The 13,133-nt window shown below is 51.9% G+C and carries 12 protein-coding genes; 4 read left to right on the top strand and 8 right to left on the bottom strand.

Features of this window, described 5'->3' with window-relative positions; genetic code table 11:
• Positions 1-6: 6 nt before the first annotated feature.
• Positions 7-1,299, bottom strand: coding sequence for a peptidylprolyl isomerase (locus PHI12_03135; GenBank protein MDD5509795.1), 1,293 nt, complete (start codon positions 1,297-1,299; stop codon positions 7-9).
• A gap of 261 nt (positions 1,300-1,560) precedes the next feature.
• Here PHI12_03135 and PHI12_03130 point away from each other — a divergent pair, with 261 nt between their 5' ends.
• Complete coding sequence (locus tag PHI12_03130; GenBank protein MDD5509794.1) at positions 1,561-1,971, top strand: NIL domain-containing protein; 411 nt, start codon at positions 1,561-1,563, stop codon at positions 1,969-1,971.
• Positions 1,972-1,974: 3 nt separating this feature from the next.
• Positions 1,975-2,724, top strand: coding sequence for a UPF0280 family protein (locus PHI12_03125; protein ID MDD5509793.1), 750 nt, complete (start codon positions 1,975-1,977; stop codon positions 2,722-2,724).
• A gap of 21 nt (positions 2,725-2,745) precedes the next feature.
• Here the strand turns inward: PHI12_03125 and PHI12_03120 are convergent, their stop codons facing one another.
• The 6 genes from PHI12_03120 to PHI12_03095 all read right to left on the bottom strand — a co-directional run bounded on the left by PHI12_03120 (position 2,746) and on the right by PHI12_03095 (position 10,152).
• Positions 2,746-3,981 carry a cation:proton antiporter gene (locus tag PHI12_03120; GenBank protein MDD5509792.1) on the bottom strand — a complete coding sequence of 412 codons (1,236 nt, stop codon included), beginning with the start codon at positions 3,979-3,981 and terminating at the stop codon, positions 2,746-2,748.
• A 62-nt stretch (positions 3,982-4,043) separates the two neighbouring features.
• Positions 4,044-4,940, bottom strand: a complete 897-nt coding sequence (locus PHI12_03115; protein MDD5509791.1) for a helix-turn-helix domain-containing protein — start codon at positions 4,938-4,940, stop codon at positions 4,044-4,046.
• 116 nt (positions 4,941-5,056) lie between these two features.
• Positions 5,057-5,449 (bottom strand): Holliday junction resolvase RuvX, encoded by a 393-nt coding sequence (gene ruvX, locus PHI12_03110; protein MDD5509790.1) that lies wholly within the window; start codon positions 5,447-5,449, stop codon positions 5,057-5,059.
• Between the two features lie 100 nt (positions 5,450-5,549).
• On the bottom strand, positions 5,550-8,168 hold the full coding sequence (gene alaS / locus PHI12_03105) for an alanine--tRNA ligase (protein ID MDD5509789.1): 2,619 nt from the start codon (positions 8,166-8,168) through the stop codon (positions 5,550-5,552).
• Positions 8,169-8,284: 116 nt separating this feature from the next.
• Positions 8,285-9,154, bottom strand: coding sequence for a UTP--glucose-1-phosphate uridylyltransferase GalU (gene galU, locus PHI12_03100; GenBank protein MDD5509788.1), 870 nt, complete (start codon positions 9,152-9,154; stop codon positions 8,285-8,287).
• Positions 9,155-9,165: 11 nt separating this feature from the next.
• Positions 9,166-10,152, bottom strand: coding sequence for an ROK family protein (locus tag PHI12_03095; GenBank protein ID MDD5509787.1), 987 nt, complete (start codon positions 10,150-10,152; stop codon positions 9,166-9,168).
• Between the two features lie 111 nt (positions 10,153-10,263).
• Here PHI12_03095 and otsB point away from each other — a divergent pair, with 111 nt between their 5' ends.
• Positions 10,264-11,073, top strand: coding sequence for a trehalose-phosphatase (otsB, locus tag PHI12_03090; protein MDD5509786.1), 810 nt, complete (start codon positions 10,264-10,266; stop codon positions 11,071-11,073).
• On the opposite strand, the gene PHI12_03085 is transcribed toward otsB, so the two are convergent.
• On the bottom strand, positions 11,036-12,574 hold the full coding sequence (locus PHI12_03085) for a trehalose-6-phosphate synthase (protein MDD5509785.1): 1,539 nt from the start codon (positions 12,572-12,574) through the stop codon (positions 11,036-11,038). The two genes, otsB and PHI12_03085, sit on opposite strands and share 38 nt — an antisense overlap.
• A 169-nt stretch (positions 12,575-12,743) precedes the next feature.
• Here PHI12_03085 and PHI12_03080 point away from each other — a divergent pair, with 169 nt between their 5' ends.
• Entirely contained in the window at positions 12,744-13,103 is a 360-nt protein-coding gene (locus PHI12_03080; GenBank protein ID MDD5509784.1) for a metalloregulator ArsR/SmtB family transcription factor, read from the top strand.
• Positions 13,104-13,133 lie beyond the last annotated feature (30 nt).

The raw sequence follows: 13,133 nt of genomic DNA, 5'->3' as shown, positions 1-13,133 counted from the left end.
CCCGGTTCAACTACCGACAGCCCTGTCTATCGCCCAGGTTATCTTTTCGGCATCCAGGTAGCTTTCCACTACAGTCTCCGGATCATCCCATAAAGAAGAAATCCACTCATCCAGAGCCATGCTCTTCAGGAAGTCCCGGTCGACCTCAGAAATCTGCCTGCCTTCCTCAATACCCAGGACATCAATCAGCCAATAGCCACCGTTGGTGACAACCGTATCATCCTTTATCAGCTCACTCAGTGACCCCGGTTCAGCATTCAGAACAAAATCTGCAAAGGGCTCAGCTATCTCATCAGGATCAAGCCAGCCCAAATCACCGCCGTCTTCTTTCGAGGCAGCATCCTGAGAAAGCTCGCCGGCTATTTCGCCAAAGTCACCACTAACCCCGAGTTCCAACCGGTCTATCACTCCCCGCGCCTCTTCCTCACTGCCCAACAGCATTACCTGAACATTAAACAGTTCGCCCTGCTCATCCTCATCTTTCTCCACCAGCTTGACCAGCCAATAGCCGAAGTCTTTAGTCCTGGTGTCGTCATAAACCGGTCCGCTCAGCCCTACCCCGGCAGCGAAAACGTAGTCCTCAACCACGCCAAGCCCCAGTCCTTCCGACAGAATTTCCGCCGGGTACCAACCGGCCTGGTCATCCTCAGTCAAGTTAAGGCTGTCCAGAGAAAAATCACCGGCCAGTTCGGCAAAATCTTCTCCAGCCTCAAGCATCTTTCTGACCATAGCTGCCCGGCTCTCACTCTCGAGAAACATCGCTATAACCTGTCTCTGATCGGCAAACTGCGGCACCTCTTTCTCAAAATATTCGTCAAGTAACCTGCTACGCAACATATCACCCCTGACCAGGTCACGATATTCGTTACCCAGAGGGGGATCATTCCCCTTGAGCTCCTTGCTAACCTCGCTATCGCTAACTACGATACCTAATGCCATAGCACCCTGCCTGATTAGCTCCCTCTGCTGAATACCGGTAATCGCCTGGTCAGCCACGGACTGCATATAGAAGAGGTACTGGCTCTCCCCGTAGATCTGCTGATACAGCTTACCGCTGGTCTTTAGCGTATCAACGTAATAGCCCATATCGAACTCAGTCTCGTTTACCTTAATCACAACCTCCTGCATCGGCCGGTACTCATTACGATACCAGCCAGACCCGATAACGCCGCCGACGACAGCAATAACAGCAAGCCCCAAGATGAGAAAAATGCGCTGCCGCTTCTTCTGCTGCTGCCACCGGGCAAGCTGGTGTCGGGTAAACCCACGCTCGTGTTTCTCTTCCTTTTTCTTAGCCAAACTTACCCCCGCAAGTTAAAGTAAACACAATCTGTTCCTCCGGAACAGGCCCAAACTACATACCCGGGAAAAACCGGTAGAAACTTCCCCCCATTGTATAACGCCAAAAACAGTCTTTACAAATATATTAGGGAGACCGCCGGTGGGGATGACCTTTACCCGGTTCAGGCAGATGCCTCCCCACGTTGACAAACTCGATGAACGATTGTTTAATTAGAGTAATCGGGTTACTCTCACACGGTGAGCAGCAGGGTAGTCTCAATGACGGTATCGAGAAAAATAGTCTTACACTTTCCGAAACGACTGGTAGACCAGCCGATGATAAGCCGGCTGGTCAAGCATTACGACCTTGATTTCAACATCTTGAAGGCATCAGTTACCCCCGATAAAGAGGGCCTGCTGGTACTGGAGCTCAAAGGGAAGCAGGAAGACTATGAAAAAGGCGTCAGGTATCTAACCGAAACCGGCGTCACGGTGCAATCGCTCAGCCAGAATGTTACTCGCAATGAGGAAAGGTGCACTCACTGCGGCGCCTGCATAACTATCTGTCCCTCCGGTGCCTTCGAGCTTGACCCGATCAGCAGGATAGTTAGTTTTCACGACAAGAAATGCCTGGCTTGCGGACTTTGCTTGAAGGCCTGCCCCCCGAGAGCTATGGAACTCCACTTCTAGTTTATGTATCAGCCGAGAACCTATCGACACTGGATTAGAGATATAGATCTAATCTCTTTTAGCGTCGTAGTAAAAGAGACGGATTTGTGTATCCGTGCCTCAACCAATCTGAAAAGAAAAGCCTTCAGGCTGGTGACAAAATACCGGAGTATACTGGAAAGGCATATCGAGCGACATCCCGATTTTCAAACCTCCCTTAAACCGATAAGTGTCGAAAGCGACGCCCCACAGATAGTAAAGGTGATGTCAACTTCAGCCGAGAGCGCCGGAACCGGCCCCATGGCAGGAGTAGCCGGCGCCATCGCTGAATTTGTTGGTACCGAACTACTCCCCTTTTCGCCGGAGATAATCGTAGAAAACGGCGGTGATATTTACCTCAAGAGTCTTAAGAAAAGGCTGATCGGGATTTACGCCGGTAAATCGCCTCTGAACGGCAGAATCGGTTTGGAAATCGACGGGGCAGATACCCCCCTGGGAATTTGTACATCGTCGGGAACTGTGGGACACTCCTTCAGTTACGGTAAGGCTGACGCCGTAATAGTACTGTCCAAATCAGCCACTCTGGCTGACACTGCTGCCACTGCCATCGGCAACCTGATTGAGCAACCGAGCGACATACCGAGAGGAATTGAGACGGCTCAACGTATCGAGGGAATAAAAGGGACAGTAATCATCACCGGCAGCCATATGGGTCTCTGGGGCGAAGTAAAACTCCGCCAGATATCCCTGCAAGACCAGAGCCTTACCGAATAAAAAGTGTGTACCAACCTGCCATTAAGTATCAGGCACCGGTTTACCCATGCCGGCTGCTTCACCGGCCTTGAAGATAGCGTGCTTCACCATAGGCGGTGAAATCAGCTGATTAATGATGACAACAGCAAGAGTGGCATTCAAAATAATGTCACCAAAGGCGGGAAACGCATTTCGCGCCAGGAGCGCCAGTCCCATGGCAACGCCGGCCTGGGGCAGCAGGGCGAATCCGGCATACTTTTTCACCGTTTCTTCAGCATGAGAGATTCCGGCACCAATCCTCGCCCCGTAGTATTTGCCAGCAAATCTGGTAGCAAATATCAATAACACCATAACGCCGACAACTTTCATGACGTCAAAATCGAAGTGCATTCCCGCCAGTACGAAAAATACAGCAAAGACCAGTTCATCAACACCCTCAACCACAATAAATGGCTCATCCTCTGCCATCCTATTGGTCACGACAAAGCCGACAGCCATATTCGCCATAATCAAAGAAACACCCAGCATATTGGCGACCCCGGTGCATAGCGTAATAATCCCTAAAACTGCCATCAACAGCAGGGCACGTGTTTTTGTCAGTCTGGTTATGTAAACCAAAGCGAAGCCGAAGGCAGTACCTATTCCGACAGACTCGATTACCCCCAGAAAAGGAACCCCCAACATCTGATAGAAAGAAGCGCCACCGATGCCGCTCACTAGCGGCTGTGCCACCCCGACAGCAATGGCAAAAGCAATAACAGCAACGGCATCATCAATTGCCACCAAGGCCAAGAGCGTCGTCGTTAATGGCCCTTTCGCCCTGTACTCACGCGTTACCGCCAGAATCGTTGCCGGGTCCGTAGCACATGCTATCGCCCCAATGATAAAAGCCATCGGGAAGTAAAAACGCAGAACGGTTGCTTGAGGGACATTCAAGATGAGAGGGGCCAGCAAGACCACTACCAGAGTAACGATGAGCCAGGCGGCTAAAGCCTGCACCATCGTTATCCAGGCAATGCTTCTACCCAGCCTCCGAATAGACCCCAGGCGTAGACTGCCACCAATCGCATAGGCAATAATTCCCAGCGCAACAGAGGTAACTATATTCAGGCTCTCTATCGTAGCCCTCGGTACAAGATTCAGGGCGGAGGGACTCAGCAAGAGACCGACGACAATATAGCCGGTAATCCTGGGGAGTTTAAGCTTTTTGGCCAACTTCCCGCCGAAAAAACCGACGACTATCATCACCCCTATCGCTAACGCCAAATCTGTGGTCACAAAGAGCAACCCCTCTATCTCTACTCTATGCCGGTCACACGCTGTCCCCGCACAACTTCACTTCACAGCAGCTCAATAAGTTTCCGCCACTCCAAATCGCCCCTCCTGAGACTTCCGGCAGGCAGGTAATAACCGGGCTGCAGCTTTTGCGCCGGGATGCCTGGTTGAACTCCGGCCTCAAGCAACTCACTAAGCCAGGCATATCCGACGATTTCGGTCCGGATAGGCTCAAGGCGAGGAATCAGCGCTTCGTCTGTGACAATACCATAATCTCCTTCAAGGTACTCGGAGCGAGAGAGGGTCGTCTCTTCTCTTCTAGCGCCAAGCCTCGAACACAAGCTATCTCCCAGAACCCGAAACATATGGTCAGGGGGCAACTCTACACGCACCATCACGTATACATCAATCAAATCATGGTGCCGGCGGTGTTCCACCTCGGACTCGGGAATGACGAGCCTGGCATTACCCATCTCAATTGTCTTAACCGTAAGCCTCAACTTTTCCGGGGGATTATACACACTGAGCCATTTACCCGGCAAAGCAATCTCGGTAACTTCCTGACTGACGACTTCCTCGCGAAACTCAAACTCAAACTTGACGAATATTTTGAAATTCTTAGCCATAAATTCTTGAAAGGCAGTTTCACCCAGCTTCTGCAACATAAAGCTATCAACGACTTTAGCCAGATCCGAGGAACTACTGGCGGCACACCCGAAGACCGAGCAGTATTTGTAGAGGCTCCCCACAGCAAAGTGCAGGCACTTCATATAGTCCCTCATATCCAGAACGAACGTTTTTCTCTCATTCCTCCATCTGTCCAGCTCTTCCTGTGAGAACACTACTCTGGTCCCTCTGCGCGTCTCAGCCAACTCTCCGGCCGCCACATAATTCTTCAAGTAATCCGCACGGGGCAACTCAAGGTAGCGCCGTGCTTCTTCAACAGTCAACCACTTTATCATTCCTCTACCTCCTCAAACGAGTATCCCTCTACACCACCGGCAACAACTGTATACTCCGGTAAGAAGACGGCATAAAATATGAAACCCGTAAGCTGGCCACGATTAGAACACCCTACCTAATATTCTTCGTCCAGATAGCACTGCAGAATAAGAGCAGCCGCTATAGCATCGTCGTACCTGGCTTTCTTATTCCGAGCATCTTGTATCAAGCGCCGGGCAGAAACTGTTGATAGGCGCTCATCCCTGTACTCCACCGGAGCTCTGGTCTGGCCACGCAGTCTCTCGACTAGGGCCTCCACCTTTTTTGCCTGCTCACCGATACTGCCGTCCATAGAACGAGGTAGACCGGCAATAACCCGCTCAATCTGATGCAGGCTGATAATATCAGTAATGGCCTGGATATCTGCCTCTTCGTTGCGGCGGTTAATAATGGTAAACGGGGTTGCTAATATACCCTGGGGGTCACTGATGGCTACCCCGATCCTCTTATCACCGATATCGAGACCCAAGATACGCGTTATGCCTGCCTCCCTTAAAAGACCTCAAAAGCATCCTGACCGTGGTCACCAAAATTAACCGCGGGAAATCAACAGGCTAAACCCAATCGATCTAAACCAGGCTCTTCGCCAGATGAAGAGCCTCCTCCAACCTGCTTTTATCTTTGCCACCTGCCTGGGCGAATTGAGCTTTACCTCCACCACCACCCCCGGTCACCTTGGCAACCTTTCGAACTATCTCACCGGCATTATAGCCTTTAGCCACCAGATCCGGAGTTACTGCCGCCAGAAAAAGGGGGTTATCATCACAAATCGTACCCAGTACTATCACCACACTCTTCAACTCTTCACGGAGGCGGTCGCTCAGTTCGCGCAGAGCTTCCAAACGACAAGACGGCACCCTAGCAGCCAGCACGTTGACCCCGTTAATCACTGCCACCTGACTCAGCAAAGACACCGATAGTTGCCGGGACAGCTCCCGCTCCAGGGTCAAGACTCGGCGGCGCTCCGTTTCCAATTCAACCGACAAAAGAGCTACCCTGTCCTGAACTTCACCCGCTGTCGTCCCCAGAGAATCGGCAATCCTATCCAAACTGAAAAATCGCCGGTTGACGAATTCTTCAGCCTCCCTGCCGGTAACAGCCTCAATACGGCGTAAACCAGCCCCGACGCTACCCTCACTAACAATCTGAAAGAAACCTATCTCTCCGGTTGAACCGACATGAGTGCCGCCGCAGAGCTCTGCACTGACAGCCGCCTCCCCTATTTTCACCACACGGACTATATCTCCATACTTTTCATCAAATAAAGCTATCACGCCTTCCGCAATCGCCTTTGAATAGGAGACCTCTGCACTATACACCTTCAGGTTTTGACGGATCTTATCATTAACAATATGGCTTGCCCTATTCAGTTCTTCCCTCGCCAGCGCTGCCAAATGGGAAAAATCAAATCTGAGCCGCTCCGGAGTTACCAGCGAACCTCTTTGCTGAACATGCTCGCCCAATACCTGACGCAGGGCAAGCTGCAGCAAATGGGTTGCCGTATGATTACGGGCTATATCGAGGCGCCGCTGTCCATCCACTATCGCCTCAACGATATCACCAACGGCAATACTGCCATCACTGACATAACCATGGTGTACTATGGCATTCTGTAAGCTGCGAGTAGTATCGGTGACAGAGAATCTGCCCGCCGTGCCAATCAACTCACCGGTATCACCCACCTGCCCCCCCATTTCTCCGTAGAAAGGAGAGGCCTCCAGAACAACGCTTGCCTCCTTCCCCTCTGCCACCGTTTCGACAGGTCTGTCATCAACCATAAGGTAGGCTACAGGCGATTTGTGCTTGAGGCCATCATAACCGACAAAGGTGGTCTTCCGAACCTCATGCCGCTTATCCATTTTACCCGGTATGTTCAGATTCCTGGCGAACTTGTGGGCGGCGCGGGCCTTTTCCCGTTGCTTTGCCATTTCCCTTTCAAAACCAGTTAAATCCATCGATAAACCGGACCTAGAGGCAACTTCTTTAGTCAGCTCTATGGGAAAGCCGTAGGTATCGTACAGCTTAAAAGCCTGTTTACCCGGGATTACCTTTATACCCTTACCGATTGCCTCTTCAATAATCTCGTCTAACAATCCCAGACCGGTACTGAGTGTCTCACTAAATCTTGCCTCCTCACTCTCAATCACCCTGATAATAAAGTCTTCCCTCTGCACTATTTCCGGATAGATATGGCTCATCTTCCGAATAGAAGCCTTAGCCACCTCGGCCAGAAATGGTTTATCCTTGGCCAATCTTCGGCTAAACACCGCCGCCCGCCTTAGCAGCCGTCGCAGTACATAGCCCCGCCCCTCGTTAGCAGGTATTACCCCGTCACCGATCAGAAAGGCAACCGCCCGGCCATGCTCAACTACCACCCGCATCGCATTATCAGTCTCTTCATCAGAACCATATTTCTTCTCCGCAAGTCCCGATACGCACTCCAGCAAAGGCATAAAGAGGTCAGTTTCATAGACGGAAGCTTTACCCTGCATTATCGCGGCTACTCTCTCCAAACCCATCCCGGTATCAATATTGGGCTTGGGAAGCAAAGTACGGCGGCCAGTCTCATCCTGGTTATACTGGGTAAAAACCAGGTTCCAGATCTCAGAAAATCGCCCGCAACCACAGGCGGGGCTACAGGAAGGCTTTCCACAGCCGATATTCTCGCCCAGATCATAGTGTATCTCACTGCACGGACCACACGGTCCGGAATTACCGGGCGGCCCCCAGAAATTATCCTCCTCACCAAACCGCAATATCCTTGCCTCCGGAACTCCCAGTTTACGCCAGTAACCCAGGGTCTCGTCGTCATCAAGAAAGATGCCTATCCACAGCCGGGATGGCGGCAGCCCCAAATCACGGGTAACAAATTCCCACGCCCAGCTAATAGCTTCCTGCTTGAAGTAGTCCCCGATACTGAAGTTACCCAGCATCTCAAAGAAAGTGAGGTGAATCAAGTCGCCTACCGATTCGATATCGGTAGTCCGAAAGCACTTCTGACATGAAGCTAAGCGGGGATTAGCCGGCTGCTTCTCGCCTAAATAGTAAGGCTGAAACTGCACCATACCGGCACTGGTAAAGAGCAAAGTGGGATCACCCCGGGGTATTAAAGAGTCGCTGGGGATGATGTCATGCCCCCTCTCTTTAAAAAAATTCAAATATGCCGACCGGATTTCATCACCTGTCATCCTATTCCAACCTCTGTCTAAGAATAACCAATGTATACGATTTTAGTGCAAGCTATACTGGCTGTCAATGAAGAGAAACTTCTCGATATGCAACACGGCAAAAGGGATAAACAGCCTCAATGTCCCTGGAGTAATTTATCTAAATACTGTCTTAGTCCCGGCCCGATATCAGGGTCCTTTAGCGCCAGGGCTATCGTTGCCTCAAGCCAACCGGATGGAGTTCCGGTATCATAGCGGACCCCTTCAAATTCGCAGGCGTTTATCGCGTGCTGCTTGAGCAACAACTGCAGAGCGTCGGTCAGTTGAATCTCCTTAATCCTGCCGGGCGGGGTAGCGGCAAGCGCATCAAATACCTCAGGTGCGAGGACATACCTGCCCACTATGCCCAGGTTAGACGGCGCTTCTTGCGGCGGAGGCTTTTCAATCAGACTCAGCACCCGGTACAAACGGGGGGAAATCTCCTCCGGCTCAATAATGCCATACTTCGCGGTATCCCGGGCATTCACCCGCTCGACGGCAACCACGCTGGCACCCCGCTGCTGATAAACATCGAGCATCTGTTTCAGGGCCGGCACCCGGCTATCGATGATATCATCGGGAAGCAGAACAGCAAACGGTTCGTCAGCAATGACATTCCTGGCGATAAGAACGGCATGCCCGAGCCCCAGCTGCTCCTTCTGCCTGATGTAGCAGATATCGATCAGGTTGGACAGCCGGCGCATCTCCTGAAGCATTTTGGTATCCCCCTTCTGCTCCAGAACGTATTCCAACTCAAAATAGCGGTCAAAGTAGTCCTCTATGGCATGCTTACCCATCGCAGTTATCAAAATAACCTGCTCGATACCAGAATTGATGGCCTCTTCAACGGCATACTGAATGAGCGGCTTATTGACCAGCGGCAACATCTCTTTAGGCTGTGACCTGGTTACCGGCAAGAATCGGGTACCCCAACCGGCAGCAGTGATAATTGCCTTACGAACCTTCATGGTGTCCCTCCTTATTTCCCCCCTTGCTGAAGGGCAAAAATGGCAGCACCGAGCATTCCGGCATCGCTGCCAAGCCGGCCGGAGACTATCGACACCGCCTCAGCCGATACCAGAAACGCCCTCTCCCTCACCGCCCTCCTGACCGGATCAAGCAAAAGGTCTCCCATCCCGGCCACCCCACCACCAACTACAATCATTTCCGGGTTGAAGATATTAACCAGATTTACCATACCCACTCCCAGGTAGGCGGCAGCCTGATTTATGACATTCAGGGCAAGAGAGTCTCCCTCTCGAGCGGCTAAGGCTACCTTTTCTGCGGTAATATCCTCCAGTCTACCCGCAACAATCTCACTGAGAGATGACGGTTCCCCACGGGCAACATGTGCTGCCGCCTCCCTGGCAATAGCAGTGCCCGAAGCCAGCGCTTCCAGGCAGCCGGTATTGCCGCACCGGCACTTTGCCCCGTTAGCCTCAATAACCATATGCCCTATCTCCCCGGCACTACCGGATGAGCCTGTGTACAGCCTGCCGTCGATGATAATCGCCCCACCGATGCCGGTGCCCAGCGTAAGGCAGACAAGGTTATTTACCCCCTTCCCTGCACCAAGCTGATGCTCACCAATGGCCGCCGCATTGGCATCATTGATGAGCATCGTCCTAACACCAAGCCTATCCCTTAACATATCCCGCAGCGTAATATCACGACAGCCGGGCAGGTTCGGCGAAAAGACTATTACCCCGTTTTCCGAGTCGATCACCCCGCAAGCAGCAATGCTTATACAACACACCCGGGACAAGTCCATACCCTGCCGGTTGATAAGCCGACCGACCGCAGAAACTACCCGCTCGCTTATCGCCTCAATACCGTCATCAGCCAGGGTAGGACAGTATTCTCTGGCCAGTATCTCATATCCAGCAGAAACGATACCGGCAGCTATTTTAGTACCACCCAAATCTACAGCGATAACCGGAGGGCTACAACCATCGGCTTTCATCATCTTGGTACCACTTTATCCCATATCATACGATTTGTCGAGACTGCTCGCGACAAATCCGTTTCCCCTCTGCCGGTATTGACTCGATAAGGTATCACCTGCTAAATTTAACCCGTGTCGTATGCGTTTCACTACCTGAAGTCTATTCGGAAAATTCTGGAACGGGTTCCCTTCGGGCTTATTACCGATGTCGACGGGACGATCAGCAAGATAGCCCCTACACCGCAGCGGGCCAGCATCTCTCCACTGTGCCGACAATACCTCTTGAAACTCTCCGGTCAACTAGCACTGGTAGCCGCTATCTCGGGAAGGCCACTGAATCAAGTTCGGGGAATGGTAGGAGTTGACAGCATGGTCTACGTCGGCAATCATGGTCTGGAGCGCTGGAGAGCGGGCGGAATCGAGTTGAAGGACAATACCCTTGATTATTCCGGAATAATCAAGTCGGTGATCGAAGAATTAAACCCGCTGCTTTCCGATGAGGGTATCATCATTGAAGACAAGGGGATAACGGCTACTATTCACTATCGTCTCTCACCAGAACCTCAACTGGCGGAGAGAAAAATATTAAACACACTGAACGACTCAACCCAGACCAAAAGTCTCAGGATTACTCGTGGGAAAATGTCTTTCAACCTGCTGCCCCCGATAGAGGCCGACAAAGGCACCGCGACAATGGACCTGATCAGGGAGTACAACCTGAAGGGGGGTATATACCTGGGCGACGACTACACGGACATTGATGCCTTCAGAGCGATACACGCCGCCTGCCACGAACGAGACTTCCAGGGACTTGCCATCGGCATCATCGGTTCGGAGACACCGGGAAACCTGGAGACAGAAGCAGATTTTACCCTGAAAGGGGTGGGTGACGTCGAGCTCCTTCTCAAGTGGATGACGAATACCGCTCTTCGATCAAGCTGACCGCATCCTCCAACAGACACAAGAGCCAATGAGTGATATCCTCTTTTTCGATCGACTCTTTTAGTGCACCGGCACGCCTCTTCCTCTCCTCGAGCGGCATCATCAGGGCCTGATAGAGAGCCTCCGTTGTCCCCTCCAGGTCAGCCGGGGCTATCGTCAGGGCATAAGCACCTAGCTGCTCGCAGGCACCAACCGTTTCAGAAAGTACCAGGACACCGTCCCGGTCGTTGACCGTGGGACCTTCCTTGGCAACCAGATTCATACCATCAATAACGGCATTAACCAGCAGAACGTCATAAAGCCGCATGCCGGCCAGGGCCTGAATATAGTTGTTTTCATAGAAGAAATCGATGGGATACCATTCCCGCGTCGCATACTTGCTGTTTATCGCCTCTATCAGCTGGGTGGCCTCCTCCATATAGCGCCGGTATAGCCTAAGATGGGTTCGGGTGGGCACCAGAAAGGCGATGAATTTGACCCGCCCCCGAAGCTGGGGGTAACGCTCCAGCAGTATATCAAAGGCCTTGAAACCACGAATGATGTTCTTACTGGGTTCAGCCCTATCAACGCGAATTATAGTACGCTCGCCGCAAAGGCTCGCCAGCTCCCGCTCATATTCCTGCAACCTGGGCGTGGCAAGCAGCTTCCTGATGCCGGCGGTATCGATTGATATCGGGTATACCTTAACCCGGGTGAGGCGACCCTCCGTCTTAACGGTATGCCGGGTATAGTCTACCTCGGCCCCGTCAAGGGATGATTCACAGCAGTGGAGGAAATTGTGAACGTCCCGGGCTGTCTGAAGACCGACAATATCCGCAGCACATAAACCCCGGAAGATAGCCTGCCGCATATAGCCCGGCAACAGCTCCCAGTAGCTTACCGACGGCCAGGGGATATGAGTGAAGTGCTGTATTACCAGATCAGGCATCTGGCGCCTCAGGTAGGCGGCAGCCAGATAGAGATGATAGTCGTTAAGTATCACTATCGGCGGTGACTCACTTCTCATCACCTCATCGATAATCGTCCTGGCGAAGGCCCGGTTCACTTCAACATATCCCTGCTCCCAGGCATCATGAGTATCGATATCGATGTTGGGTGTAGTAGGCGAGTTCCACATATAGTGCTGCAGGAACCAGAGCAGAGGGTTGCAGATAACGCTGTAGTATTTATGGTAGGTATCTCTGGGGCAGAAGACGAAACGGAGATACAGTTTGTCACCTTTTACCGGTGCCCTAAAACGCCTGCCCTGCGCCTTCTGGGCAATCTCCCTGTCTCCCCGTCCCATAGCACAGGCTATCCAGTCAAGCTCAACATACCGGCCGAGACTGCTAAGAGCAGTAACCACTCCGCCGCTGCCGCGGCGCGAGCGAAGCTGACCCTCTTCCGTCAAGTAGTACTCGATAGGCCCACGGTTGCTGGCCAGAATGATCCGCCTGCCGGATAACCTGCTGCTGCATAAATCCTTGAGCCGGGCGTCTCTATCCTCCTGTCCAACTTCCAATCCGGATCCCCCTCCCGGGAATGTATAATGCGGAGGCATTGATTCTATATCCCCGGGAAACTAGCCGAACTGTAGCATCCCGATAGCCAGCCTGTCAATAAAACCACTTGACAAAGCCCTGAAAAGGAACTAAACTATAGGCATATATGCGCATATATGGTAAAGAAGAATGTATAACCTGATAAGAGCGCTAAAAGCCCTGTCCGATGAAACCAGGCTCAGGATATTAAACCTGCTGCTGGAAAGGGAGTGCTGTGTCTGTGAGGTAATGCAGGCACTTAACGTATCCCAGACCCGGGCCTCACGTAATCTGGGTATCTTATACGATGCCGGTTTTCTTAAGTTAAGGAAAGATGGATTATGGTCACTATACTCAATAGACAGAGACGGAATGGCAGAATATTTCCCTTACCTGGTTGAAGCGGTGAAGAAGTCGCTTAAGGAAAACAGATTGGTCGTCCAGGACAGAGAGCGTCTGATGAAAGCCGAACGCGTCGGCCCCGGCTGTGTTAGGAAGCTAAGACAGTAACACTCTTTTTTTGTCTGAAATTAATGCGTT

The organism is Dehalococcoidales bacterium, assembly GCA_028716225.1.
In the GTDB taxonomy this organism is placed as follows: Bacteria; Chloroflexota; Dehalococcoidia; order Dehalococcoidales; family UBA5760; genus UBA5760.
The sequence above is the reverse complement of the archived record's forward strand: the minus strand, read 5'-3'. Positions and strand labels throughout refer to the sequence as shown.

Bases quoted from the DNA above. Each gene is read 5' to 3' on its own strand.
- PHI12_03130 (MDD5509794.1), top strand. From the start codon at position 1,561: ATGACGGTATCGAGAAAAATAGTCTTACACTTTCCGAAACGACTGGTA.
- PHI12_03125 (MDD5509793.1), top strand. From the start codon at position 1,975: ATGTATCAGCCGAGAACCTATCGACACTGGATTAGAGATATAGATCTA.
- PHI12_03115 (MDD5509791.1), bottom strand. From the start codon at position 4,940: ATGATAAAGTGGTTGACTGTTGAAGAAGCACGGCGCTACCTTGAGTTG.
- alaS (MDD5509789.1), bottom strand. From the start codon at position 8,168: ATGACAGGTGATGAAATCCGGTCGGCATATTTGAATTTTTTTAAAGAG.
- galU (MDD5509788.1), bottom strand. From the start codon at position 9,154: ATGAAGGTTCGTAAGGCAATTATCACTGCTGCCGGTTGGGGTACCCGA.
- PHI12_03095 (MDD5509787.1), bottom strand. From the start codon at position 10,152: ATGATGAAAGCCGATGGTTGTAGCCCTCCGGTTATCGCTGTAGATTTG.
- PHI12_03080 (MDD5509784.1), top strand. From the start codon at position 12,744: ATGTATAACCTGATAAGAGCGCTAAAAGCCCTGTCCGATGAAACCAGG.